The 26,435-nt window shown below is 63.1% G+C and carries 27 protein-coding genes; 13 read left to right on the top strand and 14 right to left on the bottom strand.

All coding sequences use genetic code 11. The features are described from left to right. Positions 1-10 precede the first annotated feature (10 nt). The 8 genes from NKL06_RS13050 to NKL06_RS13015 all read left to right on the top strand — a co-directional run bounded on the left by NKL06_RS13050 (position 11) and on the right by NKL06_RS13015 (position 9,905). Complete coding sequence (locus tag NKL06_RS13050; RefSeq protein WP_023669556.1) at positions 11-661, top strand: RNA-binding protein; 651 nt, start codon at positions 11-13, stop codon at positions 659-661. Further along, positions 658-3,222 carry a translation initiation factor IF-2 gene (gene infB, locus NKL06_RS13045; protein ID WP_023669557.1) on the top strand — a complete coding sequence of 855 codons (2,565 nt, stop codon included), beginning with the start codon at positions 658-660 and terminating at the stop codon, positions 3,220-3,222. Before NKL06_RS13050 ends, infB begins: the two co-directional genes overlap by 4 nt. Positions 3,223-3,383: 161 nt before the next feature. After that, a complete protein-coding gene (rbfA, locus tag NKL06_RS13040; protein WP_023692585.1) occupies positions 3,384-3,803 on the top strand; it encodes a 30S ribosome-binding factor RbfA in 420 nt (139 codons plus the stop codon). Next, positions 3,803-4,774, top strand: a complete 972-nt coding sequence (gene truB / locus NKL06_RS13035; protein ID WP_023692584.1) for a tRNA pseudouridine(55) synthase TruB — start codon at positions 3,803-3,805, stop codon at positions 4,772-4,774. The genes rbfA and truB overlap by 1 nt, the downstream gene beginning before the upstream one ends. Positions 4,775-4,818: 44 nt before the next feature. After that, positions 4,819-5,913, top strand: coding sequence for a magnesium/cobalt transporter CorA (gene corA, locus NKL06_RS13030; RefSeq protein ID WP_023692583.1), 1,095 nt, complete (start codon positions 4,819-4,821; stop codon positions 5,911-5,913). Positions 5,914-6,111: 198 nt separating this feature from the next. Next, a complete protein-coding gene (rpsO, locus tag NKL06_RS13025; protein WP_006202929.1) occupies positions 6,112-6,381 on the top strand; it encodes a 30S ribosomal protein S15 in 270 nt (89 codons plus the stop codon). A 277-nt stretch (positions 6,382-6,658) separates the two neighbouring features. Then, positions 6,659-8,806 carry a polyribonucleotide nucleotidyltransferase gene (pnp, locus tag NKL06_RS13020; RefSeq protein ID WP_023688738.1) on the top strand — a complete coding sequence of 716 codons (2,148 nt, stop codon included), beginning with the start codon at positions 6,659-6,661 and terminating at the stop codon, positions 8,804-8,806. 85 nt (positions 8,807-8,891) lie between these two features. Continuing rightward, the gene (locus tag NKL06_RS13015) at positions 8,892-9,905 is read left to right on the top strand and encodes a class I SAM-dependent methyltransferase (protein ID WP_023692582.1); all 1,014 of its coding nucleotides are present in this window, start codon (positions 8,892-8,894) and stop codon (positions 9,903-9,905) included. A 16-nt stretch (positions 9,906-9,921) separates the two neighbouring features. On the opposite strand, the gene NKL06_RS13010 is transcribed toward NKL06_RS13015, so the two are convergent. From NKL06_RS13010 to fabA, 4 genes are all read right to left on the bottom strand, one after another. Continuing rightward, on the bottom strand, positions 9,922-11,475 hold the full coding sequence (locus NKL06_RS13010) for a putative bifunctional diguanylate cyclase/phosphodiesterase (protein ID WP_023688736.1): 1,554 nt from the start codon (positions 11,473-11,475) through the stop codon (positions 9,922-9,924). Positions 11,476-11,658: 183 nt separating this feature from the next. Further along, positions 11,659-12,471, bottom strand: a complete 813-nt coding sequence (gene fabI / locus NKL06_RS13005) for an enoyl-ACP reductase FabI (protein ID WP_023692581.1) — start codon at positions 12,469-12,471, stop codon at positions 11,659-11,661. Positions 12,472-12,504: 33 nt separating this feature from the next. Beyond that, entirely contained in the window at positions 12,505-13,725 is a 1,221-nt protein-coding gene (fabB, locus tag NKL06_RS13000; RefSeq protein WP_023692580.1) for a beta-ketoacyl-ACP synthase I, read from the bottom strand. A gap of 122 nt (positions 13,726-13,847) precedes the next feature. Then, the gene (fabA, locus tag NKL06_RS12995) at positions 13,848-14,363 is read right to left on the bottom strand and encodes a 3-hydroxyacyl-[acyl-carrier-protein] dehydratase FabA (protein WP_023692579.1); all 516 of its coding nucleotides are present in this window, start codon (positions 14,361-14,363) and stop codon (positions 13,848-13,850) included. Between the two features lie 346 nt (positions 14,364-14,709). On the opposite strand from fabA, the gene irrA reads away from it, so the two are divergent. Continuing rightward, positions 14,710-15,141, top strand: a complete 432-nt coding sequence (gene irrA / locus NKL06_RS12990) for an iron response transcriptional regulator IrrA (protein WP_023692578.1) — start codon at positions 14,710-14,712, stop codon at positions 15,139-15,141. A 10-nt stretch (positions 15,142-15,151) separates the two neighbouring features. Beyond that, the gene (locus NKL06_RS12985) at positions 15,152-15,511 is read left to right on the top strand and encodes a DUF4260 domain-containing protein (protein WP_023692577.1); all 360 of its coding nucleotides are present in this window, start codon (positions 15,152-15,154) and stop codon (positions 15,509-15,511) included. A gap of 18 nt (positions 15,512-15,529) precedes the next feature. Here the strand turns inward: NKL06_RS12985 and NKL06_RS12980 are convergent, their stop codons facing one another. Continuing rightward, positions 15,530-16,087 (bottom strand): SH3 domain-containing protein, encoded by a 558-nt coding sequence (locus tag NKL06_RS12980; protein WP_023692576.1) that lies wholly within the window; start codon positions 16,085-16,087, stop codon positions 15,530-15,532. Positions 16,088-16,244: 157 nt separating this feature from the next. Here NKL06_RS12980 and NKL06_RS12975 point away from each other — a divergent pair, with 157 nt between their 5' ends. Beyond that, a complete protein-coding gene (locus NKL06_RS12975; protein ID WP_023692575.1) occupies positions 16,245-17,246 on the top strand; it encodes a 2-hydroxyacid dehydrogenase in 1,002 nt (333 codons plus the stop codon). Positions 17,247-17,255: 9 nt separating this feature from the next. Here NKL06_RS12975 and NKL06_RS12970 read toward each other — a convergent pair whose 3' ends face one another. Genes NKL06_RS12970 through dnaN form a run of 6 tightly spaced genes read right to left on the bottom strand, consistent with a single transcriptional unit; the run spans position 17,256 to position 22,516 of the window. Further along, positions 17,256-17,669 carry an aconitase X swivel domain-containing protein gene (locus tag NKL06_RS12970; RefSeq protein WP_023692574.1) on the bottom strand — a complete coding sequence of 138 codons (414 nt, stop codon included), beginning with the start codon at positions 17,667-17,669 and terminating at the stop codon, positions 17,256-17,258. Further along, the gene (locus NKL06_RS12965; protein ID WP_023692573.1) at positions 17,666-18,919 is read right to left on the bottom strand and encodes an aconitase X; all 1,254 of its coding nucleotides are present in this window, start codon (positions 18,917-18,919) and stop codon (positions 17,666-17,668) included. Before NKL06_RS12965 ends, NKL06_RS12970 begins: the two co-directional genes overlap by 4 nt. Then, complete coding sequence (locus NKL06_RS12960) at positions 18,916-19,404, bottom strand: GNAT family N-acetyltransferase (protein WP_023692572.1); 489 nt, start codon at positions 19,402-19,404, stop codon at positions 18,916-18,918. The genes NKL06_RS12965 and NKL06_RS12960 overlap by 4 nt, the downstream gene beginning before the upstream one ends. A gap of 4 nt (positions 19,405-19,408) precedes the next feature. Next, entirely contained in the window at positions 19,409-20,161 is a 753-nt protein-coding gene (locus tag NKL06_RS12955) for a molybdopterin-synthase adenylyltransferase MoeB (protein ID WP_023692571.1), read from the bottom strand. Between the two features lie 31 nt (positions 20,162-20,192). Beyond that, complete coding sequence (gene recF, locus NKL06_RS12950; protein WP_023692570.1) at positions 20,193-21,338, bottom strand: DNA replication/repair protein RecF; 1,146 nt, start codon at positions 21,336-21,338, stop codon at positions 20,193-20,195. 59 nt (positions 21,339-21,397) lie between these two features. Further along, positions 21,398-22,516, bottom strand: a complete 1,119-nt coding sequence (dnaN, locus tag NKL06_RS12945; protein ID WP_023692569.1) for a DNA polymerase III subunit beta — start codon at positions 22,514-22,516, stop codon at positions 21,398-21,400. Between dnaN and NKL06_RS12940 the strand changes: the two genes are divergently transcribed. Beyond that, positions 22,515-22,790, top strand: a complete 276-nt coding sequence (locus NKL06_RS12940) for a hypothetical protein (RefSeq protein ID WP_155927302.1) — start codon at positions 22,515-22,517, stop codon at positions 22,788-22,790. The genes dnaN and NKL06_RS12940 overlap by 2 nt on opposite strands. A 27-nt stretch (positions 22,791-22,817) precedes the next feature. Here the strand turns inward: NKL06_RS12940 and dnaA are convergent, their stop codons facing one another. Then, positions 22,818-24,362 carry a chromosomal replication initiator protein DnaA gene (gene dnaA, locus NKL06_RS12935; RefSeq protein WP_031208576.1) on the bottom strand — a complete coding sequence of 515 codons (1,545 nt, stop codon included), beginning with the start codon at positions 24,360-24,362 and terminating at the stop codon, positions 22,818-22,820. A gap of 605 nt (positions 24,363-24,967) precedes the next feature. Here dnaA and NKL06_RS12930 point away from each other — a divergent pair. Further along, on the top strand, positions 24,968-25,183 hold the full coding sequence (locus NKL06_RS12930) for a hypothetical protein (RefSeq protein WP_156033683.1): 216 nt from the start codon (positions 24,968-24,970) through the stop codon (positions 25,181-25,183). 26 nt (positions 25,184-25,209) lie between these two features. On the opposite strand, the gene rpsT is transcribed toward NKL06_RS12930, so the two are convergent. After that, complete coding sequence (rpsT, locus tag NKL06_RS12925; protein ID WP_023681995.1) at positions 25,210-25,476, bottom strand: 30S ribosomal protein S20; 267 nt, start codon at positions 25,474-25,476, stop codon at positions 25,210-25,212. 159 nt (positions 25,477-25,635) lie between these two features. Continuing rightward, positions 25,636-26,409 (bottom strand): enoyl-CoA hydratase, encoded by a 774-nt coding sequence (locus NKL06_RS12920; RefSeq protein ID WP_023681994.1) that lies wholly within the window; start codon positions 26,407-26,409, stop codon positions 25,636-25,638. Positions 26,410-26,435 lie beyond the last annotated feature (26 nt).

The raw sequence follows: 26,435 nt of genomic DNA, 5'->3' as shown, positions 1-26,435 counted from the left end.
CCAGGACGAGATGAACGATCGCACCTGCATCGTCACGCGCAAGCAAGCCGAGCCGGATGAGCTGATCCGTTTCGTCGTCGGCCCGGATTCGGCCGTCGTTCCTGACCTGAAGAGAAATCTGCCCGGCCGTGGTTGTTGGGTGAGCGCCGACCGCCTACATATCGACAAGGCGGCGGCGAAGAACCTGTTTGCCCGCGCCTTCAAGGCGCAGGTCGTCGTGCCGCCCGATCTCGGCGGCATGGTCGACGGACTGCTTGCACGATCCGCTTTGGGTATGCTTGGCCTTGCCCGCAAGGCTGGCTCGATCGCACTCGGCGCAACCAAGGTCGAGAGCGCGGTGCGCTCGGGGTTGGCGCTTTTCGTGCTCCACGCGACCGAGGCATCCGACGATGGCGTGCGCAAGATCAGTCAGGCGCGGCGGGCAACTGTCCACCTCGGCGGGCCGGCAGTCCTTGCCTACAAACTTTTCTCCGAGGCCGAGTTGAGCTTGGCATTGGGGGGTACAAATGTGATACATGCTGCCGTTCTCGCGGGAGACGCGGGCAAGGCGGTTGAGAGGCGCATGGTTGCGCTCGACCGATATCGGGGCGGAACCCCCGACGATCTGGCAATGCTTGCGGCCGTTGCTGACGAAGATGATGCTGCAGAGGATATGGAATGAGCGATACGAAATCGGGCGACGACAAGACGTTGAGTGTTACACCGAAGAAGACCTTGACGCTGAAGCGCCCCGGTACCGAGCAGAGCGTCGTGCGACAGAATTTCTCGCATGGCCGCACCAAGCAGGTCCAGGTCGAGATCAAGAAGCGCAAATTCTCCATGCCCGGCGACAAGCCGGAGCCGGTGGCTGCACCCGTATTTACGCCCAAGCCCGCGGTAGTGGCAGCCCCCGTCGTGCAGGAAGCGCCCAAGGCGCCGCCTCCGCCGCCGCCGGCCGAACGCGGCGGCATGGTGCTGAACGAACTGTCGCGCAATGAAATGGAAGCGCGCCGCAGGGCGCTCGAAGGCTCCAAGGTTCGCGACGTCGAGGACCGCCAACGCGCCATCGAAGAGGCCAAGCGCCGCAACGAGGATGAGGAACGCCGCAAGCGCGAGCGCGAGGAATCCGCGCGCCGTCAGGCCGAGGAAGAAGCCCGCCTGCAGACCGAGGCCGAGTCCCGCCGCCGCGCCGAGGAAGAAGCGCGCCGCCGCGCGCCGCAGGCTGCCGAGCTTGTGGCATCGGATGACGAGGAAGAGGTCAAGCCGAAGCGCACCGCCGCCGGCGCCCCGGTACGCCGTCCGGTTACGCCCGAAGTGGCGCGCCCGGCCAAGCCGACCAAGGCCGAGGAAGACCGTCGTCGCGGCAAGCTGACCCTCAACACGGCTCTTTCCGACGAGGACGCGCGCGCCCGCTCGCTGTCGTCGATGCGTCGCCGCCAGGAAAAATTCAAGCGCGCGATGCACAATGAGCCGCGCGAGAAGGTTATGCGCGAAGTGATCCTGCCTGAAACCATCACCATCCAGGAACTGGCGCAGCGCATGTCCGAGCGCGCTGTCGATGTGGTCAAGTACTTCATGAAGCAGGGCCAGATCCTGAAGCCGGGCGACATCATCGACGCCGACACGGCCGAGCTGGTCGCCACCGAATTCGGCCACACGGTCCGCCGCGTCGCCGAGTCCGACATCGAGGAAGGCCTGTTCAACATTGCCGACAATGCCGAGGACCTGGTGTCGCGGCCGCCTGTCGTGACCATCATGGGCCATGTCGACCACGGCAAGACCTCGCTGCTCGACGCCATCCGCAATGCCAATGTCGTCTCCGGCGAAGCCGGCGGCATCACCCAGCATATCGGCGCCTACCAGGTCGAGAAGAACGGTCAGAAGATCACCTTCATCGACACGCCCGGTCACGCCGCCTTCACGGCGATGCGCGCCCGCGGCGCTCAGGCGACCGACATCGCCATCCTGGTGGTGGCGGCCGACGACAGCGTCATGCCGCAGACCATCGAATCGATCAGCCATGCCAAGGCGGCCGGCGTTCCGATCATCGTGGCGATCAACAAGATCGACAAGCATGATGCCGATCCGCAGAAGGTGCGGTCGGAACTGCTGCGCCATGAGGTGTTCGTCGAATCGATGGGCGGTGAAGTGCTGGACGTCGAAGTGTCGGCGACCAAGGGCACCAACCTCGACAAGCTGCTCGAGGCGATCCTGCTGCAGGCCGAAATCCTCGACCTCAAGGCCAATCCGGACCGTACCGCCGAGGGCGTGGTCATCGAAGCCCAGCTCGACAAGGGCCGTGGCCCCGTCGCCACCGTACTGGTGCAGACCGGCACTTTGATGCCGGGCGACATCCTCGTCGCCGGCAATGAGTGGGGCCGGGTGCGCGCTCTGGTCAACGACCGTGGCGAGCAGATCAAGGAGGCGCCGCCGGCTATGCCGGTCGAGGTGCTCGGCCTGCAGGGCACGCCGCAAGCCGGCGACCGCTTCGCTGTCGTCAACAACGAGGCCCGCGCCCGCGAGATCACCGAATATCGCCAGCGTCTGGCGCGCGAGAAGGCAGTGGCTCGCCATGCCGGCCAGCGCGGCTCGCTCGAACAGATGATGTCGCAGCTGCAGACAAGCGGGTTGAAGGAATTCCCGCTGGTCATCAAGGGCGACGTGCAGGGTTCGATCGAGGCGATCAACGCCGCTCTCGACAAGCTTGGCACCGACGAGGTGCGTGCGCGCATCGTTCATGCCGGCGCCGGCGCCATCACCGAAAGCGACGTGTCGCTGGCGGAGACCTCGGGGGCCGCGATCATCGGCTTCAACGTCCGTGCCAACGTGCAGGCACGTGCGGCCGCGGCGGCCGCGGGCATCGAAATCCGCTACTACTCGATCATCTACAACCTCGTCGATGATGTGAAGGCAGCACTTTCCGGCCTGCTGTCGCCGGAACGCCGAGAGACCTTCATTGGCAATGCCGAGATCCTCGAGATCTTCGACATCACCAAGGTCGGCAAGATCGCCGGCTGCCGTGTCACCGAAGGCAAGGTCGAGCGTGGAGCGGGCGTGCGCCTGATCCGCGACAACGTCGTCATCCATGAAGGTACGCTGAAGACCCTCAAGCGCTTCAAGGATGAAGTCGCGGAAGTTCCGGGCGGCCAGGAGTGCGGCATGGCCTTCCAGAACTACGAGGACATGCGCGTCGGCGACATCATCGAGTGCTTCCGCGTCGAGATGGTGACCCGGACGCTCTGAGTTCGCATACTGTCGATACGACCGGGCGGTGGTCGAAAGACCGCCGCCCTAACATTAATGCCTGTCGCCCAAAAGTGCGGGATAAACGACATGCATAGAACAAATATGAGACATGGCGGCACGGTCCCATCCCGCGCCTCACGCTTTCCGGATTGAGAAAAATGCCCCGTCCAACCGCCTCCAGCCCATCCCAGCGCATGCTTCGCGTCGCCGAACAGGTGCGCCATGCGCTGTCGGAAACCTTGCAGCGCGGCGAGATTATCGACCCGCTGATCGAGAACACCGTGGTTTCGGTCTCGGAAGTGCGTATGTCCACTGATCTGAGGGTCGCAACGGCCTTCGTTTCGCCGCTCGGCGCCAAGGACACGGGTGCGGTCATCGACGCGCTCAACAAGCACGCGAAGTTCGTCCGTGGCCGCGTCTCCGGCGCGCTCCGCCAGATGAAGTTCATGCCGGAGTTCCGCTTCAAGCTCGATACGTCCTTCGACAATTTCGCCAGGATCAACGATTTGCTGAAATCGCCGGAAGTCGCGCGAGACTTGGGTACCGATGGCGAAGACAACGACAAGGACGAGAAATAGTGGGGCGCCGCGGCAAGAAGAAGGGCCGGCCGATCTCCGGCTGGGTGGTGCTGGACAAGCCGGTTGGCATGGGTTCGACCGAAGCCGTCTCCAAGATCAAATGGCTTTTCCAGGCCGAAAAGGCCGGCCATGCCGGCACGCTCGACCCGCTGGCCTCTGGCATGCTGCCGATCGCGCTGGGCGAGGCAACCAAGACCGTGCCTTATGTGCAGGACGGCGCCAAAATCTACCGGTTCACCGTCGCTTGGGGCGAGGAGCGTTCGACCGACGATCTCGAAGGCCCGGTGACGCAAAGTTCCGACCGCCGTCCGGCGGAAGAAGATGTCAGGGCGCTGCTGCCGAACTACACCGGCGTCATCATGCAGACACCGCCGCAATTCTCGGCCATCAAGATATCAGGCGAACGCGCCTACGATCTCGCCCGTGGGGGCGAGACAGTCGACATCCCCGCGCGCGAGATCGAGATCGGCCGTCTGGACATCGTCGAGCACGCTGCCGACCACACTTTGTTCGAGGTCGAATGCGGCAAAGGCACCTATGTGCGCTCGCTGGCCCGCGACATGGGCCGCGACCTCGGCTGCTTCGGCCACATCGCCGAATTGCGCAGGGTCGAGGTCGAGCCGTTCACCCAGGAGGATTTCGTCACAGTCGCCGAACTGGAAGCCGCCCGTTTCGGCGAACAGCGCGAAGCTGACAAAGAGGGCGACGCCGATGTTGCCGACGCGCCGATCGACTTTGGCGCAATCGATGCGCTGCTCGTCGACACGGCCGCCGCGCTCGACTGCCTGCCGCAGATTGCCATCAGCGACGAAGCGGCGACCAAGATCCGCCTTGGCAATCCCGTCATCATCCGCGGCCGCGACGCGCCCGTGGAAGCCGAGGAAGCCTGCGCCACCGCGCGCGGCAAGCTTGTCGCCATCGGCGCCATCGAGCAAGGCATGTTCAAGCCGAAGCGGGTCTTTGCCGGCTGACCACTCCCGTCTAGTTTTACGTCGACGTCACATCCGAGGGGCACATGGCAAAGGCTGAGGCGGTGAAGAAGCGGGCGCCGGTGACAACGCGCCGGCCGCCGGTTGGAGCCTCGCCCGGCACGCTGATCGCCGATCCGGCGGCGCGACGGTCCGAGCTGCGGCTGACGCTGATTTCGCCTGAAAAATTCAAGACCATCAACGATGCCAGCATCGACGATCTCAACACCCATTGCGACAACTGGCCGGTCGTCTGGTTGGACTGCACCGGTCTCGCCAACATCCAGCTGATCGAGGAGATCGGCCGGATCTTCAACCTGCATCCACTGGCTCTGGAAGATGTCGTCAACACCGGCCAGCGGCCGAAGGTCGACTTCTTCGAGGACCACGCCTTCGTCGTCATGCGCATGATCGACGACGTCAAGGTGCATCGCTATGAGCAGATCGCGGTGTTCTTCGGCAAGAAATTCGTCGTCACCTTCCAGGAGCGCGAAGGCGATCCGTTCGACCCCGTGCGCAAGCGCATCGCCGCAGCGTTGCCCAACCGCTTGCGGATGCGCGGCGCCGACTATCTGGCCTATGCGCTCATCGATTCCATCGTCGACAGCTATTTCCCGCCGATTGAGGCCGCTAGCGAGGAGGTCGATGGCATCGAGGACGAGATGCTCAACACGCCTCACAAGCATCAGATGCGCCAGCTGCACGAATTGCGGCGCGACGCCAATGTGCTCAAGGGCGTGCTGTGGCCGATGCGCGACACGCTGGCGACGCTGATCCGCAACGACGTGCCCTATGTGAAGCCGGAGACGAAAATCTTCTTCAACGACACGCTCGACCACGCATTGCGGCTGATCGAGCTGGTCGAGAACCAGCGTGATATGCTGACCGGCTTGATCGAAATGCATTTGTCGCTGAGCCAGGCGCGCACCAACGACGTCATCTCTTATCTCACCATCGTCTCGGTGATCTTCATGCCGCTAACCTTCCTGGTCGGTATCTGGGGGATGAATTTCGATCCCGATATCTCGCCGTGGAACATGCCGGAACTGAAAGCCTACTATGGCTACCCGGCTTCGCTGCTGTTCATGCTGGCCGTTGCTGTCGGGCTGATCGTCTTCTTCAAAAGCAAGAAGTGGCTGTAAGCTTCCGGTGTCAGGGGAATCCTGGATTCCCGAGCAAAGGCTGCGACAAGCCGGCTTTATGAATGGGCTGGTGTTTTCCGGGGAATTGCCCTATATGCGCCGCAGCATCGCGCCATGTCGCTTTGCTTGCACCGGCCCCTGCTGGACGACATCCCGGCTGAGGGCGACCCGTTTCCTCAAACAGATAAGGAAAACACGATGTCGATTACTGCCGAGCGCAAACAGGAATTGATGGGTGAATTCGCAACCGCCAAGGGCGATACCGGGTCTCCGGAAGTCCAGGTGGCCATCCTTTCCGAGCGCATCAAGAACCTGACCGACCACTTCAAGGACCACAAGAAGGATAACCATTCCCGCCGTGGTCTGCTCGCTCTCGTCTCCCAGCGCCGCAGCCTGCTTGATTATCTCAAGCGCAAGGATGACGCGCGCTATCAGACGTTGATCGAGAAGCTCGGTCTGCGCCGTTGACGAATTGACCGGCGGGCTTTCGAAGGAGAGCCCGCCGGTCGCGCATTCTGCCAGTCGCATCGATTGGCCAGACCCGGTTTCGAGCGTGCAGAGGCCACTCGAAACCGCCCATGGACGGTCATGGGGCAGGATTGCAGGACGCTCGTGCGCTAACCAGCGCCGAAATTTACCGAGCTTCCCGTTGTCTTGCCCGTGGCTGCCCGAGAAAGGAAGCCAGGGAAAGGGCATCCGCGCACCGTGAAACGGCGCGGCCCTTTCCGCTTATTAAGGACAAGATATGTTCAACTACCACAAAGTGGAAATCGAATGGGGCGGCCGTCCGCTCATCCTGGAAACCGGCAAGATCGCACGTCAGGCTGACGGCGCGGTGCTTGCGACCTACGGCGAAACTAAGGTTCTCGCCACCGTCGTTTCGATGAAGGAGCCGAAGCCAGGCCTCGATTTCTTCCCGCTGACCGTCAACTACCAGGAAAAGACCTACGCCGCCGGCAAGATCCCGGGCGGCTACTTCAAGCGCGAGGGACGTCCGAGCGAAAAGGAAACGCTGGTTTCCCGCCTGATCGACCGCCCGATCCGCCCGCTCTTCGCCGACGGCTACAAGAACGACACCCAGATCGTCGTCACCGTCGTCCAGCATGACCTCGAGAACGATCCCGATATCCTGTCGATCGTCGCCACCTCGGCCGCTTTGACGCTGTCGGGCGTTCCCTTCATGGGCCCGATCGGCGGCGCCCGCGTCGGCTACATCAACGGCGAATACGTGCTCAACCCGCATGTCGATGAGATGCAGGAATCCAGGCTGGACCTGATCGTCGCCGGCACCACCGACGCCGTGCTGATGGTCGAGTCCGAAGCCAAGGAACTCGGCGAAGAGCTGATGCTCGGCGCCGTCATGTTCGGCCACAGGGGCTTCCAGCCGGTCATCGACGCCATCATCAAGCTGGCCGAAGTTGCCGCCAAGGAGCCGCGCGATTTCACGGCGCCGGACTACTCCGCGCTTGAAGCCGAAATGCTGAAGATCGTCGGCGACGAGCTCAGCAATGCCTACAAGAACGTCGACAAGCAGAAGCGTTACGCCGCCGTCGACGCCGTCAAGGCGAAGGTCAAGGCAGCGTTCGCCCCGGCCGAAGGCGAAGACGCCAAGTACACCTCCGAGCAGATCGGTTCGGTGTTCAAGGAACTCCAGGCCAAGGTCGTGCGCTGGAACATCCTCGACACCGGTTCGCGCATCGATGGCCGTGACCTCAAGACTGTCCGCAAGATCGTCTCGGAAGTCGGCGTCCTGCCGCGCACGCACGGTTCGGCGCTGTTCACCCGCGGCGAGACCCAGGCGCTGGTCGTTGCCACGCTGGGTACCGGCGAGGACGAGCAGTATGTCGATTCGCTGACCGGCATGTACAAGGAGAAGTTCCTCCTTCACTACAACTTCCCTCCCTACTCCGTCGGCGAGACCGGCCGCATGGGTTCGCCGGGCCGCCGCGAAATCGGCCACGGCAAGCTCGCCTGGCGCGCTATCCGTCCGATGCTGCCGAGCGCGGACCAGTTCCCCTACACGCTGCGCGTCGTCTCGGAGATCACCGAGTCCAACGGTTCGTCGTCGATGGCCACCGTCTGCGGCACATCGCTGGCGCTGATGGATGCCGGCGTTCCGCTGGCCAAGCCGGTTGCTGGTATCGCGATGGGCCTGATCAAGGAAGGCGAGCGCTTCGCGGTTCTGTCCGACATCCTGGGTGACGAAGATCACCTCGGCGACATGGACTTCAAGGTTGCCGGTACCGAAGGCGGCATCACCTCGCTGCAGATGGACATCAAGATCGAGGGCATCACCGAGGAGATCATGAAGATCGCGCTGGACCAGGCCAAGGACGGCCGCCAGCATATCCTCAGCGAGATGGCGCATGCTCTGACCGGCGCCCGCCCCGAACTCGGTGAGTTCGCACCGCGCATCGAGGTTATGCACATCCCGACCGACAAGATCCGCGACGTGATCGGCTCCGGCGGCAAGGTTATCCGTGAGATCGTCGAGAAGACCGGCGCAAAGATCAACATCGAGGACGACGGCACGGTCAAGATCGCTTCGTCGAACGCCAAGGAGATCGAGGCGGCCAAGAAGTGGATCCATACCATCGTCGCCGAGCCGGAAGTCGGCGAAATCTACGAAGGCACGGTCGTCAAGACCGCCGACTTCGGGGCTTTCGTCAACTTCTTCGGTCCGCGTGACGGCCTCGTCCACATCTCGCAGCTTGCCAACGACCGGGTCGCCAAGACCTCGGACGTCGTCAAGGAAGGCGACAAGGTCTGGGTCAAGCTGATGGGCTTCGACGAGCGCGGCAAGGTCCGCCTGTCGATGAAGGTCGTCGACCAGGCCACCGGCAAGGAAATCGCCCGCGACAAGAAGGCCGAAGGCGAAGAAAACGCCGCCTGAGTGGTCTGACAATAGAGTTGAACGGGCGCGGCTTATGTCGCGCCCGTTTTCGTTTAATACCCGTCTACGACATGAGAATCGAAGAATGGCCGCTGAGCCGCTGAAGACACTGTTCCATCCCTTCGAGGCCGAGGGGTTCCCTCTGCCGCAAAAGGGCGAGCGTGTGTTGTTCCTGGGTGCGGAGCCCGGCTTCCGCTTGCCGGAAGGCTTCGAGGCAGAGCTCCATCTTGCACAGGGTTTCCGGCCGCATCTCCGAGCGCTGGAGCGTGCCGGTCACAAGGTAACGCCGCGCGCGGAAGGCGATGCATTCGATGCAGCGCTCGTGCTTGCCGGCCGCCATCGTGGGCTAAACGAGATGCGTATTGCCGAGGCGATCGAACGCGTCACGCCGGGCGGTCTGATCATTGTCGCCGGCGGTAAGGACGAAGGCATCGCCAGCATGCGCAAGCGCATCGACGAGCTTGTTCCCATCGAAGGGCATCTGCCGAAATATCACGGCATCGCCTTCTGGCTTCGCCGTCCGGCCGATCTGGCGCCTGCGGAAAAACTGCGCGTCGCCAATCCCGCCTTGGTCGTAGAGGACCGCTTCCGTACCGCGCCTGGCATGTTCTCCTTCGACCGGATCGACGTCGGCTCGAAACTTCTGGTCGACAACCTGCCCAAAGACCTGCGCGGCAACATTGCTGATTTCTGCGCCGGCTGGGGTTATGTCGCCGCCGAGGTCGCGGCACGTTCATCCGGCATAACGGGGCTCGACCTTTACGAAGCGGATTTCGACGCGCTTGAGGCGGCCAAGGGCAATATCGGCCAGACAGGCTTCGAGCCCGGCTTCTTCTGGACCGATCTGCTGAGCGAGCCGGTCGAGCGGCGCTATGATGCCATCGTCATGAACCCGCCCTTCCATCGCAGCCGGGCGGCCGAGCCGGAAATCGGCGCCGGCATGATCCAGGCGGCGGGCAAGGCGCTGAAGCCGGGCGGGCGGCTGTTCATGGTGGCGAACCGTCAGCTGCCTTACGAACCGGTTCTGAAGGCTGTCTTCTCCAGCCATGCCGAACTCGCCCGCGACGGCATGTTCAAGGTTTTCTCCGCGCGCCGATAGGACGGTGCCGGTCGCCTCAATGCATGCTGACGATGCGCGCCGGCTCGTGGACGGGAATGGTCGGTCTGATATCGCCAGGCTTGATCTTGAGCGGCGCCGGCCTGCCGAACAGATAGCCCTGCACCATCTCGCAACCAGCTGCTCGCAAAAGCGTCGCCTGGTTCTCGGTCTCGACGCCTTCGGCGATGATGCCGACGCCGAGCGCCCGCGACAGGCCGACGATGGTAGAGACGACGGCGCCCGAATTGGAATCGGTGTCGATGCGGCTGACGAAGGAGCGGTCGATCTTCAGCTTGCCGAAGGCGAAGTCGATCAGGTAGCTGAGATTGGAATAGCCGGTGCCGAAATCGTCGACGGCCACCGAAATGCCCATGTCGGCAAGCTGCTGCAGGATGATGGCGGCGCGGTCGCGGTCCTGCATCATCGCCGTCTCGGTCACTTCGAGCTCCAGCCGCGACGGCTTGATGCCGGTGCTGGCCATCGTGTCGCGCACGATACCGACGAAATCCTTGGTCCTGAACTGGACCGGCGAGATGTTGACGGCAACGAAGCAGTCCTCGGGCAAATGACGGGCATCGCTGCAGGCCTTGTTCAGCACCCAATTGCCGATCGGGTGGATCATGCCGGTCTCTTCGGCGATCGGAATGAATTCCATCGGCGGGATCATGCCGCGTTCCGGGTGCTTCCAGCGGATCAGCGCCTCGTAGCCGACGACACGGCCGGTCGGCAGGTCGAGCTGCGGCTGGTAGTGAAGGTCGAAATCGCCACGGTCGAAGGCGATGTGCAGTTCGGATTCGATCCAGTGGCGGTAGTCGGCGACCTGGCCCATGTCGGAATGGAAGACCGACCAGTTGCCCACGCCGCCGGCGCGGGCATTCTGCAGCGCCAGGTTGGAGCGGCGCAGGATGAGGACCGGATCGACGCCATCCTTTGGCATCGCCACGATGCCGACCGACAGGCCGACCGACTGCAGGTGGGAATCGAGCTGGTACGGCTTCAGCATCTCCTCGATCATGGTTTCGACGGTGCTTTCCATGGACCTTTGGAGTTGGTGTTCCCAGACAAGGATAGCGAACTCGCCGGCGCCGATGCGCCCCATCACCGCGCCTTCGGGCATGCAGGCCTTCAACCGCTTGGTGAAGCCGCGGATCAGTTCGTCGCCATGGCTGTAGCCGATGGCGTCGTTGATCTGCTTGAAGCGGTCGATGTCGATGTCGATGAGGAACACCGGCTCACCGGTCCTGATCGTCGCGGACGCCGCGTCGGCAATCCTGCCGACCATCGCCGGCCGCGCAAAAAGCCCGGTCAGCTTGTCGAAATGGGTTTCGTTGAAAACGTAGTCCACCGATTCATCGACGCCGGCGAAGAAGGACAAGGCAGCACCGGCGGCGGCCAGCGCGCATAGTGCCGACGCGATGCCGATCATGGTTTCCGCCTGCATGCCGGCAAAGCCGTCCCCGAAACCATGCCGGAGGCCCCAAAGCCCAAGGATGAAACTGCCAAGGCCCGAACTGGCGACGGTGAGCAGCCGGAACACAGGTGTTCGCTTCGGGTTGCTGACAGCAGGCATTGCTCAGTCCCTGTCGCATGATCCCGAAATCAACTCGACTTCGGGAAATATCAAGCGCAAATTTATAAAGGCTAAAGCATCCTTTGCGCCCAGCAAGAACGCGCAGAGCCCAAGCCCATAGGACTTCTAGCGGATATCTCCTTAAAATGAGTTTCCGCCCATGCATCTAATTTTACTGGTGAATTAATCGCGTACGTTGTCGGTCTGCTTCAACTCATCCAGGGTTGGCATCGACACGATGTGATAGCCGGAATCCACATAATGGATTTCGCCGGTGACGCCTGACGAGAGGTCGGACAAAAGATAGAGCGCCGAGCCGCCGACCTCGTCGATGGTCACCGTGCGGCGCAGCGGCGAGTTGCGCTGCTGGTAGGAGTACATGTGGCGGGCGTCCGAGATTCCGGCGCCGGCCAAAGTACGCACCGGTCCCGCCGATATGCCGTTCACCCGGATGCCGCGCGGGCCATAGTCGTTGGCGAGATAGCGCACGCTGGCTTCCAGTCCGGCCTTGGCGACGCCCATGACGTTGTAGTTCGGCATGACGCGGACAGAACCGGCATAGGTCAGCGTGATCATCGCGCCGCCTTCGCTCATCAGCGGGGCGGCATGGCGGGCGACCTCGGTGAAGGAGTAGCAGGAGATGACCATGGTGCGGACGAAATTGTCGCGGCTGGTGTCGGCGTAGAGCCCCTTGAGCTCGTTTTTGTCGGAAAAGCCGATGGCGTGGACGACGAAGTCGAGCCCGCCCCATTCCTTGCCGAGCGTCTCGAAGGTGGCGGCGACCGATGCGCTGTCCTCGACGTCGCACGGCACCACCAGAGACGCCCCAAGCTTCTCGGCAAGCGGCTTGACGCGGCGCCCGAATGCGTCGCCCTGATAGGTGAAGGCAAGCTCCGCTCCGTGTTCGGACAATTTCCTGGCGATGCCCCAGGCGATCGAATGATCGTTGGCGACGCCCATGACAAGCCCGCGCTTGCCCTTCATCAGTCCGTCCATGGCCGGCAATCCCCCTACAAAAAAACGCTGGCCTTATGCGGAATAGCGCTGGAAAATCAGCGTTGCGTTGGTGCCACCGAAGCCGAACGAGTTGGACAAAACCGTGTCGATCCTGGCGTCTTCGATGCGCTTGCGCACGATCGGCATGCCCTCGAATTCGGGATCGAGGTTTTCGATATGGGCGCTCTCGCCGATGAAGCCGCCTTGCATCATCAGGATCGAGTAGATCGATTCCTGGACGCCGGCGGCACCCAGCGAATGGCCGGTCAGCGACTTGGTCGAGGTGATGAACGGCATCTTGTCGCCGAACACCTCTCGGATGGCGCCCATTTCCCGGGAATCGCCGACCGGCGTCGAGGTGCCGTGGGTGTTGATGTAGTCGACGGGCGTGGACACCGTCGCCAGAGCCTGGCGCATGCAGCGCACCGCGCCTTCGCCCGACGGCGCCACCATGTCGTAACCGTCCGACGTCGCGCCATAGCCGACGATCTCAGCGTAGATCTTGGCCCCGCGCGCCTTGGCGTGTTCGAGCTCCTCCAGGATGAGGACGCCCGCGCCACCCGCGATGACGAAGCCATCGCGATTGGCGTCATACGCGCGTGACGCTGTTGACGCCTTGTCGTTATACTTCGACGACATCGCCCCCATGGCATCGAACAGGTCCGACATCGTCCAGTCGAGGTCCTCATGGCCGCCGGCAAACATCACATCCTGCTTGCCCCACTGGATCAGTTCGTAGGCGTTGCCGATGCAATGCGCCGAGGTCGAGCAGGCCGACGAGATCGAATAGTTGACGCCGTGGATCTTGAACCAGGTGGCGAGCGTCGCCGACGCGGTCGACGACATCGCCTTCGGCACCGCGAACGGACCGATGCGCTTGGGGCTGTTGTTCTTGAGCGTGGTCTCGGCCGCCTCGACGATGGTGCGGGTCGAGGGGCCACCCGAGCCCATGACGATGCCGGTGCGCTCATTGGTGATGTCGCTTTCGCCAAGCCCGGCGTCGGCGATCGCCTGGTCCATCGCGACATGGTTCCAGGCCGCGCCCTGGCTCAGGAAGCGCATGGCGCGCCGGTCGATCATAGGGGTCGGGTCGAGCGTCGGCGCACCCCAGACCTGGCAGCGGAAGCCGTGTTCGGCGAAGGAATCTGAGAAGCTGATGCCTGATTTGGCATCATGGAGCGAGGATTGCACCTCGTTGGCGTTGTTGCCGATCGACGATACGATGCCGAGGCCTGTGACGACGACCCTTCTCATTCGCAACTCCTTCCAGCGGATGATCCCGAAACCCTAGTCGGTTTTCGCCGGCGATCATACGCAAAATCAAAATGCCGCAGCGTCGTTGCGCGTCCGGGAACGCCCTGCTGCAGTGGCGCCGGTCAGGCGGCCGATTGCTTGGACAGCCCCACCTTGAGGTCTGTCGCAGCGTATATGGGTTCGCCGTCGGCCTTAAGCCAGCCATCGGCGATACCGAGCACCAGGCGTCCACGCATGACGCGCTTGAAGTCGATGCCGTATTCCACCTTCTTGACCGAAGGCGTCACCATGCCCTTGAACTTGACCTCGCCGGTCGACAGCGCCATGCCCTTGCCCGGCTCGCCGAGCCAGCCGAGGTAAAAACCCGTCAATTGCCACATGGCGTCAAGGCCCAGGCACCCCGGCATGATCGGATTGCCGATGAAATGGCAGGCGAAGAACCACAGGTCCGGTTTGATGTCGAATTCGGCACGGATGAAGCCCTTGTCGTGGGCGCCGCCGGTCTCGCTGATCTCGGTGATGCGGTCGAACATCAGCATGGGCGGGTAGGGCAACTGGGCGTTGCCGGGCCCGAACAGCTCGCCGCGGGCGCAAGCGAGCAATTCCTCATAACCGTAGCTGGATTTAGTACCCGCCATATGTCTCGTCCCCATATTCGTCCCGGGCGGTGGGGCGCCCTTTTCGTTGGTTTCCTAACACAATCCCTTTCGGGCCGGAAACCGGCGTTTGCGCTTAACCCGCCCGTCTGCCCGGGTCAATGCGCGCTCTCGCATCGGCCGGAAATCGATTTCGATTTTCCGGAAAGCACGATGCGACGCCAAAAAGTGATAGAGCGCACTTAGTGCGTCCAACTGGACGCATGTCGCTCTATTGATCGCATTCGGCCAACAGAATATATGTCGAGAGGTATCCAGTTTCGGTCGATGACGTTTTTTCGCCACTCTGGGCGTGTCTTGAGGCAGAACTGTGGGCTTGGACGGATAGATGGATCTGGGCTGCCGGAAGGAAAATGTCGCTGTGGACAAGCGGGTTCGCGAAGCCGGCCTGAGGCCGACGCGCCAGCGCATTGCGCTGGCCGATCTGCTGTTTGCCAAGGGCGACCGCCACCTTTCGGCCGAGGAACTGCATGAGGAGGCGATCGCCGCCGGCGTGCCGGTTTCGCTTGCCACCGTCTACAACGCGCTTCACCAGTTCACCCAGGCCGGCCTGCTGCGCATCCTGGCGGTCGAGGGGTCGAAGACCTATTTCGACACCAACACCTCCGATCACCATCATTTCTACATCGAAGGCGAAAACCGGATCTTCGACATCGAAAGCGGTCCGGTGACCGTTTCCAACCTGCCGGAGCCACCCGCAGGCATGGAGATCGCCAATGTCGACATCGTGGTGAGGCTGCGCCCCAAACGCAGCGTTTAAGCTGCACCCCATGAAACCTGTCGATCTTGCTATCCGGCTCGAATGGGTTGCGGTCGCGGTGGTGGCGATCGTCTTCTATGCTGTGTCAGGCGTTTCCTGGTGGCTGTTTGCCCTGCTCATCCTGGCGCCTGACCTGTCGATGCTGGGCTATCTCGCCGGGCCGCGTGTCGGCGCCGTCGCCTACAACGCTTTGCACATCCTGATTGTCCCGCTTTTTCTGGCGCTCGCCGGATATGTCCTGGCCAATTCGATGGCGACGGCGATCGGGCTGATCTGGATCAGCCACATCGCCATCGACCGTGCTCTCGGCTACGGCTTGAAATTGTCGAGCGGCTTCCAGGACACCCATCTCGGCCGCATTGGCCGTTAGGCGACCTTTCCAGCAATCTCAGTTCTTGACATGCTCGCCGGGATAGGCGCCCCACACCTGCGACTGCGCGATCCAGCCGGTGTGGCCGTCGAAGGTCATCTCGCACCACTGGCCATCGCAGGTTTTGATCGTGCCCGTCACGCCTGGCTCGATGATGGCGATGACGCTGGCGTCCTTGTCCGCATCGTCGAGCAGATTGATTCGGCCACCTTTGCTGCGCTGCCAGGGGGCGACGATCGCTGTGCGGCGGCCTGACAACAGCGACTGGTTGATCCAGCCCTCCGAACCGTCGGCATCGCGCACGCGCCGCCAGGTGTCGAATTCCTGGATGATTTCCATCGGCAGGCCGGCCTTGGTGTACATCCAGTCGACCGAATAGTTGGCGCCCGGGCCGACGCGCGAGTTGACGCGGGCCGATTTCAGGCTGACGAAGCGCGGCAGCGGCAGGCCGCTTGGACCGAGCGTGACCGTCTGCACAGGTGCCGCGGCTCCTTGCGCCGCGGCGTGCGGGGAATGCAGGAGAACGCCGAGAAGCGCTGCGCTGAGGACCAGGCGAAGCGACGCGAAACCAGACACTTTCGTTCCTTTCGGCGCGTGCCCTTTGGCCTGGGCGCCCCTTTTTCTTTGTCTTCGGCGGCACCGCTTGTTACAGGAGTGACAGGCACCGCGACCGGTATTCAGTTTCGCCTGTCTTGGTTAAAGAGGTCTCAACGAGATCGGGTTCGAGGAAACAATGGCAGGCAAAAAACGGCCTCTCGTCGTCATCACGCGCAAGCTCCCCGATCCGGTCGAGACCCGCATGCGCGAACTCTTCGACGCCAGGCTGAATGTCGAGGACCGGCCGATGACGCAGCCGGAGTTGGTCGCGGCGATCAAGGAAGCCGACGTGCTGGTGCCGACCATCACCGACCAGATAGACGAGGCGCTGATTGCCCAGGCCGGCGACAACCTCAAGCTGATCGCCAATTTCGGCAATGGTGTCGACAAGATCGACGTGGCGGCGGCGGCCAAGAAAGGCATCACCGTCACCAACACGCCGAACGTGCTGACCGAAGACACCGCCGATATGACCATGGCGCTGATGCTGGCTGTGCCGCGACGGCTGGCGGAAGGCGCCGCCGTGCTGACCAGCGACAAGAAATGGGCCGGCTGGTCGCCGACCTGGATGCTCGGCCGGCGTATCTGGGGCAAGCGCCTCGGCATTGTCGGCATGGGCCGCATCGGCACCGCGGTGGCGAGACGCGCCAAGGCCTTCGGCCTGTCGATCCACTACCACAACCGCCATCGCGTGCTGCCGGCGGTCGAGGAAGGGCTGGAGGCGACCTATTGGGAAAGCCTCGACCAGATGCTTGCCCGCATGGACATCATCTCGGTCAATTGCCCGTCCACCCCGGCGACTTTTCATTTGCTGTCAGCGCGGCGCTTGGCGTTGCTGCAACCCACAGCTTACATCGTAAACACCGCACGCGGCGACATCATCGACGAGGAGTCCCTGGTCAAGCTGATCCAGGACGGCAAGATCGCCGGCGCCGGCCTCGACGTCTACGAGCACGAGCCGGCGCTGAACTCGAAGCTGCTGAAGCTCGCCGCCAAGAACAAGGTCGTGCTGTTGCCGCATATGGGCTCGGCGACGCTCGAAGGCCGCATCGACATGGGCGAGAAGGTGATCATCAACATCCGCGCTTTCTTCGACGGCCACCGTCCGCCGGACCGCGTGCTGCCGCTGCGGACGTGAGATAAGCGATCAGGCGGCGCTTGTAAGGGCGCCGTCCTCAGCCACACTTACATGCTTGCCACGGTAGGCCTCAAACGCATCGCGTCCGAGCCTGAGCGCCAGCGGCGTCCGCCAGCCCATTTCCCTGGCAACGATCAGCCCCAGCAGCAGGATCGCGTCCGGCTCGTGCAGCACGAGTGCCGCCGGTGCATGGCCATTGTGGACCAGTTCCATCAGCACGGCGGAGGCCGAGGACGAGCCGATCGTGCCCGGCAGGAACAGCACGCGTCCGGCAATGGTCTCGCCATGTTGCGGGTGGCGGACATCGGCGATACGGCCGCTCTTCGGATCGACGCCGCCCCAGAAGCTGATCGGGGCGGTCAGCACCAGTGCGACGCCTTCGCCACCGCTGCCCTGCACCAGGATTTCGGCGACGGCGCTCATGCGGCGATATCCGTAAACCTTGGTTTACCGGCAACCGCGCTTTCGACGCAGTCGGCCAGCGAGCCGTAAAGCACGGCGTAACCGATATTGCCCGGCGCGTATTGCGCGAATTTTCCCGAATTGGTCATCAGTACACCGCCGGCAAGCTCCGGCAGGATCGGCGTCACCACAACGCAGGTGTCGGCGACGATGATCACGCCGCTGGCCTCAAGCGTCTTGCGCTGTCCGCTCTGTTCCAGCGTTGTCAGCACGTGCCGGCCGGTGCAGGCGTAAATCGGGACGCGCAGCCGCCGCCCGCCGATCAACTGCTCCAGCGCTTTGAATTCGGCCGCCGACAGATGCGGACTGCCGATCGCTACCGCATCGATGACGGTTTGCGTGGCTGCCGTTGACAGGCCCGCGCGGGCTTTGGCGGCCATTTCCGGCGTGACGCGGATCACCGTTTCCGACCTGCCGCTGGTCAGGATGGTCTCGGCGTCGGGCGCCTCGGGCGTCACGCCGGCAATGTGGAAGAGGCCGACTGCGCCCGACGATGCCGCTGCCGCGCCGAAGGCTTTCAGCGCGTCCTCGCCGGGATGGTGGGAGATGCCGGTGACGACGCCGACGGCACTACCCACCTCGCGGCCATAGAGGCTGCCCAGCACCGGCCAGGCGATCTCCGAATCAAGGAACGAGGCGGACAGGCCGGAGACGTCGAACACCAGCCTGGCCTGCCGGTTCTCGACGCGGTGCAGGCCGTAATAAGGCGCGCGGCCCGATATGGCGCAGGCAATGTCGAGGAAATCGCCATAGCGGTTGGTGCGCGCGCCCAGCACCGAATTGCAGAACACCACGGCGTTGGATTCACCCCAGGCGACATCGCTGCCAAGCGCCGGCCTGTGGCCAGCCTGATAGGGCGCGCAGGTCCAGCTCTGCTCGCAGCCCAGTTTGCGGTAGGCCTCCATCATCCGCCGGGCCATGCCGCGCGCCGGCTCTTCGAGGCGCACGCGCGAGCAGCCCATCAAATCGAGCGCGCCGACATTGAGCGTCGAACGCACGGCAACGCGCGCGCCGCCCTCGACCAGCCTTTCGGCAAACAGCGTGCCGGAATCGCCGTGATAGAGCGCGCCGTCTATATGCGTCGAGGCGATCGGGATCAGCCGCGGCGCGCCAAGCAGCGCAGCGCTTTCGGCAACGATGCGCATCGCCATCGCCGCTCCGTCGTGGCCGGAGGCGATTGCCTGCTCCTGCGCGCTGAGGGCGAGGCTCACTTGAGCTCCTTGCGCATGGTGATCGAAGTCGGCCGGTCATAGCCCTGATGTGCGGTGCGTGCGGTTTCGCGAAAGCCGAGACGGGCGAAGGTCGCGTGGTTTGCGGTGAGTTCGACCCGGGTCTGGAGTTCGATGGCTGACTTGTTGCGGCTGCGGGCAAGATCCTCGGCAGCCTGCATCAGCCGCCGGCCGATGCCTCGCCCCTGGAGCTCAGGCTGGATGGCGAGCTTGCCGACATAGAAGTCAGCGTCCCTTTCCGAGGCGAAGACGCAGCCGGCGATCCTGTCATCCTGCAGCGCCAGGAACACCGTCTCCTGGCTGGCTTTGTCTCGGAGGCTTTCGGCGCTCAGCAGATGCGCCGAGGATGGCGGGTCTATGACGCCGTCCATTGGCGCAAAGGCCTGCATGATCAAGCTGAGCAGTTCGTCCCAGCGATCGAAGCCGGGGGCAAGCCGCGTGACCAAAACGCCGGCGGGCTGATCCATGCGCTCAGTTTCTCTTGTAGCGGATCGTATCGAAGCGCGCCGACAGCGCATCGTAGAGCAGCAGCCGGCCGACCAGCGGTTCGCCGATGCCGGTGATCAGCTTGATCGCTTCCATCGCCTGCAGCGTGCCCACGACGCCGGTCAGCGCGCCAACGACGCCGGCAACGGCGCAGGACGGCACCAGCCCTTCAGGCGGTGCCTCGGGGAACAGATCGCGATAGCCTGGGTTCGGCCTGCCGTCGGCGCCGGTCGCGAACGGCATCAAGACGGTTACCGAGCCGTCAAAGCGGCCGACCGCCGCATGCACCAGCGGCCGCTTCTCCGCCGCGCAGGCATCGGCCACGACATAGCGCGTCTCGAAATTGTCGGAGCCGTCGACGACGATGTCGTAGCGTGCAATGAGAGCAGCGGCGTTGTCGGCCGTCAGCCTGAAATCGTGCAGTTCCACCGCGACGTGGGGATTGATCCGGGCGATCGCCGCCTTGGCGCTGCCGGTCTTTGCCGTGCCGATCGTGTCGGTGGCGTGGATCACCTGCCGTTGCAGGTTGGACAGCGAAACGGTGTCATCGTCGACGATGCCGAGCGTACCGACGCCGGCGGCGGCGAGATATTCCAACACTGGCGCGCCGAGCCCGCCGGCGCCTATCACCAGTACACGCGCCCGCTTCAGCCTCTGCTGGCCGGCGCCGCCGATTTCCGGCAGCACAATGTGGCGCGCATAGCGCTCGAGCTCTTCGTCGGTGAGGGCGGCAGTCATTGCCGGAGCATATAGCGGTGGGAAAATCTTGTCAGGAGCCTTCGGTTGGCCCAACCGTGCCGTGGACGACCGTCAGGAACTGCGCGCGTCCCCTGAGGCTGGAAAACAACGCCGCGTCGGTTCCGGTCATGAAGGCCTGGCAGTTCAGCTCTTCCAGGATTGAGAACAGTGCGGCGCGCCGGCCGGCGTCGAGATGGGCGGCGATCTCGTCGAGCAGCAGGATCGGCGTCATCCCCGACATCTCGCCCGTAAGCCTCGCATGCGACAGCACGATGCCGACCAGCAGCGCCTTCTGCTCGCCGGTCGAGCAGAGTTCGGCCGGCATCGCCTTCGGGCGGTGGCGCACGAGGAGATCGGAACGGTGCGGGCCGTCCAGCGTGCGTCCGGCGGCGCGATCGCGCTCGCGGCCATCGGCGAGGGCGGCGCGATAGCGTTCCTCGACATCCACGGCGGGTGCTGTGGCGACGTCGCTTTCGAGATCTCCGGAGAGGCTGATATCAGCTAGCGGAAACGGCCCGCTGCTGGGCAGCCTGTCGATCATGGCGGCGAGCAGGCGCACCAGTTCGGCACGCGCCGCGGCGATCGCCACACCGGTCTCTGCCATCTGCATCTCGATGGCGTCGAACCAAGCGCCGTCGCGCGAGCCTTCCGTAAGCAATCGGTTACGACCGCGCATCGCCTTCTCATAGTCGAGCGCCCGCTGGCCGTGGCCGGGATCGATCGCCAGCACCAGCCGGTCGAGAAAGCGCCGCCGGTCTGCGGCCGGACCGGGAAACAGGCCGTCCATGGCCGGCGTCAGCCAGACGACGCGCAGCCACTCCAGCATGGCATCGGCCGAGCGCGCCGGCGCACCATTGATGCGCACCTTGCGGCCGCCCTCGCCGGTGGCCTCGCCACCGGTGACACCGGTGCCGATCTCGACCTGTCCCTCAGGCCCGTCTAGCCTTGCATGCAGCGCAAAACCGCCATCGCCACCTTCGCGCGCGACGTCGGCATAGGGCGCGCGGCGCAGGCCGCGACCGGGCGTCAGCAGGGATATGGCTTCCAGGAGATTGGTCTTGCCGGCGCCATTGTCGCCGGAAAACACCACGGCGCCCGGGGAAAAGTCGATCGAGAGCGCCGCATAGTTGCGGAAATTAGTAAGTGTTAGCTTACTTATGTGGTTTTGCTCGCGCAACCGCTATCCGCCTGTAGAAGTCGCCGCAATCGTCGCGCCGAAGGTTTGCCGCAGCGCGGCTACACCCGCATCGGCATCAGCACGTAGAGCGCGGTCTCGTCGGCCATGTCGTGGATCAGCGTTGGCGAACCGGCATCGGCCAGCATGAACTTCGCTTCCGTGCCGGTCAGCTGGGCGGCGACGTCGAGCAGATACTTCGCATTGAAGCCGATCTCGATCGGGTCGGACGAATAGTCGGCGGCCAGTTCTTCGGTGGCGCTGCCCGAATCCGGATTGTTGACGGCCAGCGTGACCTGGCCCTCGGCGATCGAAAGCTTCACCGCGCGGCCGCGTTCGGAGGAAATCGTCGAGACGCGATCGACAGCGGCGGCAAAGCTCTGGCGGTCGATGATCAGCTTCTTGTCGTTGCCGGTCGGGATGACGCGCTGATAGTCGGGGAAGGTGCCGTCGATCAGCTTCGAGGTCAAAACCACGCTGCCGATGGTGAAGCGGATCTTGGTGTCGGACAATTCGGTGGTGACAGCGACATCCGGATCGTCGACCAGCTTCTGCAGTTCGCTGACCGTCTTGCGCGGAATGATGATGCCCGGCATGCCTTCGGAACCAGCCGGGGCGTCGATTTCGGCGCGCGCCAGGCGATGGCCGTCGGTTGCCACTGAACGGAGCTTCAGCTTGCCGCCGGCTTCATGCGTGTGCAGGTAGATGCCGTTCAGATAGTAGCGCGTCTCCTCGGTGGAGATGGCGAACTGGGTCTTCTCGATCAGGCCTCTCAAGGCGACGGAATCGAGCCGGAAGATATGCGAGAAGGATCCGGCCGAAAGCTCGGGAAAATCGGACTGCGGCAGGCACTGAAGGCGAAAGCTCGAGCGGCCTGACGTCACCGTCATGGCATTGCCGTCCTCGTCGGTCTTCAGCATCACTTCGGCGCCGTCGGCCAGTTTTCGCACGATGTCGTAGAGCAGGTGCGCGGGAACCGTCGTCGCCCCGCCGCGCTCGACCTTTGCCGGGGTCGCTTCGGTCACTTCGAGGTCGAGGTCGGTGGCTTTCATTTCAAGGCTGGCGCCCTCGGCGCTGAGCAGCACGTTCGACAGGATCGGTATGGTATTGCGCCGCTCGACCACGCGATGAACGTGGTTGAGCGACTTCAGGAGATTGGACCGTTCCAGGATAACACGCATGACGAAACAGGCTCGCTTGAATGAATGGACGGGTCACCAGTGGGCGGCGCCCCGCGAAAGGTTTGAACAGGCTCAGAATCTATGCAAACTGATAGGAAAAAGCCAGCAAACGCAAGTCCGGGCCACCGGTTCGCGCCGGTTAAGCGGGCTTTCTGGGGATAAAGCGGACGTTGGCAGGCAACCGATGCATGTCGCCGAAAACTGCGCAGCGGTTTTGGGACAACGACATGCATCAAAACAAGAAAATTTAAAGCGCGGCGACCGAATACTCTAACCCGGCGCGCTCCGTTTGCCGCGCCGATCAGGCTTGGTCGTTGATCAGCCTGCGCAACAGTTCCAGTTCCTGCGCCAGCGTGTTGTCGACGCCGGAAAGGTCCTCGATCTTGCGCACCGCATGCAGCACCGTGGTGTGGTCGCGCCCGCCGAACCGCCGGCCGATCTCCGGCAGCGAGCGCGGCGTCAATACCTTCGACAGGTACATGGCAACCTGCCTGGGCTTCACGATGGTGCGCGTGCGCCGGTTGGACAGCAACTCGGTCTTCGACACATTGTAGTGGCGCGCCACGATGCGCTGGATGTCCTCGATGCGCACCCGCTTCGGCTCGCCAGAGCGATAGATGTGGCCGAGGATTTCGTCGATGCGGTCGATGGTGATCGCCGGCTCGAACGACTGACGAAACAGCAGCTGGTTGAACGCGCCCTCCAGCTCACGACCGCTGCCGGTCACCGTGCGGGCGACATGGTTGAGGATCTCCTCCGAAATATTGAGCGATGCATCGTCAACCTTGGCGGTGGCAAGCCGAAGTTTGAGCATGCCGATGCGCATGGCGAAGTCTGGCGCCGACATCTCCAGCGCGACACCGCCATTGAGGCGCGAGCGCACCCGCGGTTCCAGCGATTCCAGTTCCGACGGCGGCCTGTCGGCGGCAACCACCACTTGCTTGGCGCTGTCGAGCAGCATGTTGATGAGATGGCAGAATTCGTGCTGGATCGACTTGCCCTGCAGGAACTGCATGTCGTCGATGATCAAGAGGTCGATGTCGCGCAGCTGTTCCTTCAGCGTCAGCGCATTGTTGTCGCGGATCGCGGTGGCGAAGCGCCACATGAAATATTCGGCCGTCAGATAGACGACGCGCGATTTCGGGTTCTGTTTCAGGGATTCGGCCGCAATCGCCTGCAAAAGGTGCGTCTTGCCGAGCCCGACGGTTGCATGAAGGAACAGCGGGTTGAAGCGCACCGCGCTCGACTGCGATTCCGCCACGGCTTTGGCTGCGGCGAAAGCCACCCGGTTCGACGGGCCTTCGATGAAGGAGCCGAACGTGTAGCGCGGGTCGAGCGGCGACCCCAGCACATTGTGCCGGAATTCGCTCTCGATCGGCGTGCCGGGACGAGGGGCGGGCGCCCGCTCCACCCTGCCGGGGCCGACCGTGCCGGCCGCCAATGCGGTCTGCGTATGCTTGGTCATCTTGCGCGCCGGCACGGCCTCGGGTTCGACGCCATTGCGGGCAGGACGGGTCGCGGTGCGCACGACCATCTCGATCTTGAGGATTTCGGGATCCTCGTGCTTCCACAGATCGGCGATGAGATCGAGATAATGGCCATTGATCCACGAGCGCAGGAAGGCCGTGGGCACCGAGATGCGTACAATGCCCCGGGAAGCCTCAGCCACCTTCATACGGCCGAACCAGCTCGAATAGACCTCGGTTCCCAGGCGCGCCTTCAACTGGGCCTTGACCCGGTCGAACTTCTGTTCCGCGTCGCTGGAAGCCACCATATCGTGCGCTCCGACCAATGTTCCGGGAAATGGCAGGTCGCCCGTAAGCTCCCGCTCGATGCCGCTCTGCATGATTGTGCGTCCCTTTTCCTTTGTACCTTTTTTCCGCCGGGAGTGCGCCTCCTGCACCCATGTTTCCGGCGACCGTATCTTCGCTACAACACCACCGCCGCCGCCGGCGGATGACGTTGCCTCGTCAGAATGGGATCGGTCCCGGCTGCTTAAGGCCAGTCCGTCTGACATGTTCGGGCAAAGCGGTGCTACCCGGCGAAAACGCCGGTGCGCCATCAAGCTGCCATGTACAATTACGCCAGTCCCCTATCGTATCGAAAAGGCAAGCCATACCCGTTCGCGGAATTGATCCACGTCATGAATTCTGCCACTGTTAGCTGGCCGATTCAGGCTGGGTTAAGGGCTAATGGCCCGTCCCTTTCGATAGATCGACATTACCGAAATCGCTGTGGATAGGGCAAGGCCACCTCTAACGGATTTTTAAGGAATCTGGTTAGTGAACAACGGTTCGGGCTCCGTGCTGGAAGCGCATATTTTGACAAAGCCATTGGGATTCAAACCCTTTTGCCGCGAATATGAAAATGGCTGTGCGGTTTGAAATTTTCTGAAATAATTCGCTTGACACCAACTTGCTGCCTGTCGCCCACAGGCGATGTGAACAAGCTGTGGATCACTTCCAGCAAGTCGCTGAAAAATATCAGCAATTTGTGACAGCCAAATTTATTGGCGTGGGCCGTTTCGGCGGATTGGAATATCAGTGGGAGTGTATGTGCCGGCAAAGCATTCCGGACTCTGGAATGCGGCTCGGGCGTGCTTTGCGGCCGTTCTTTTTAAGTGCTTGCCGGCAAACGAAAAAACCCGGCGCGATTGGCCGGGTTTGAAAGAACGACAGTTCAGGAACGGTCGATCAGGCCGACAGCACCTTGAGGCGGTGAGCCAGACGCGACACCTTGCGCGATGCCGTATTCTTATGGATCACGCCCTTGGTCGCGGCGCGCATCAATTCCGGCTCTGCGGTCTTGAAGGCTTCCAGCGCGGCTGCCTTGTCGCCGGCAGCCAGTGCCTCTTCGACCTGGCGGACATATGTACGCACGCGCGAGCGGCGGTTCTTGTTGATCGCTGCGCGGCGGGCGATCTTGCGCGTTGCCTTTTTGGCCGAGGAGGTATTGGCCATGATGCCTCTCTTCTGATCTGGTGGGCGCATGCGGGATGCCGCAGGGCGCAAAAAACAAACGGGCAGCCAACGGCCGCCTCGGTTGGAGCGGCTTATAGTTCAGCTTTTCCGGCGCGTCAACGCCGCTTTGGCTTCTTTTTGGTCCGCGCCGCCGCCACTCTAGCGATTGGTGAAATTCGGCTTCCGCTTCTCGGCAAAGGCTGCCATCCCTTCCTTCTGGTCGTCGAGCGCAAACAGCGAGTGGAACAGCCGGCGTTCGAAGCGCAGTCCCTCCGCCAGCGTCGTCTCGTAGGCGCGGTTGACTGCCTCCTTGGCCATCATCACCGATGGCAGTGAAAACTCTGATATCCTGGCCGCGGCCTTCATCGCCTCCTCGATCAACTCGCCGGCCGGCACGACGCGGGAGGCCAGGCCGCTGCGCTCGGCTTCGGCGGCATCCATCATCCGACCGGTCAGGCACATGTCCATGGCCTTCGACTTGCCGACAAAGCGGGTCAGCCGTTGCGACCCGCCCATGCCGGGAATGACGCCGAGCGTGATTTCGGGCTGGCCGAATTTCGCCGTGTCGGCGGCAATGATGAAATCGCACATCATCGCCAGTTCGCAGCCGCCGCCCAGTGCATAGCCGGCGACCGCCGCGATCATCGGCTTGCGCGCACGGGTAAACTCTTCCCAGCCGACGAAGAAATCCTGCACATAGGCCTCCGCGTAGGTGACGGCCTGCATTTCCTTGATGTCGGCGCCCGCCGCAAAAGCCTTCTCGGAACCGGTGATGACCATGGCGCCGATGCCGGGATCGGCGTCGAACCCCTTTGCCGCCGTCAGCAAATCCGCCAGCACCTGCGCGTTCAGCGCGTTCAGCGCCTTGGGCCGGTTCAGCGTGATCAGGCCGACCTTGCCGCGCGTCTCGACGATGATGGTTTCATAGCTCATGGGCTGGCCTCCTGGTTGCGGCACTG

The organism is Mesorhizobium sp. C268A, from assembly GCF_040324475.1.
GTDB lineage: Bacteria > Pseudomonadota > Alphaproteobacteria > Rhizobiales > Rhizobiaceae > Mesorhizobium.
Note: the sequence above shows the minus strand (reverse complement) of the source record. Positions and strands in the feature narration are given on the sequence as shown.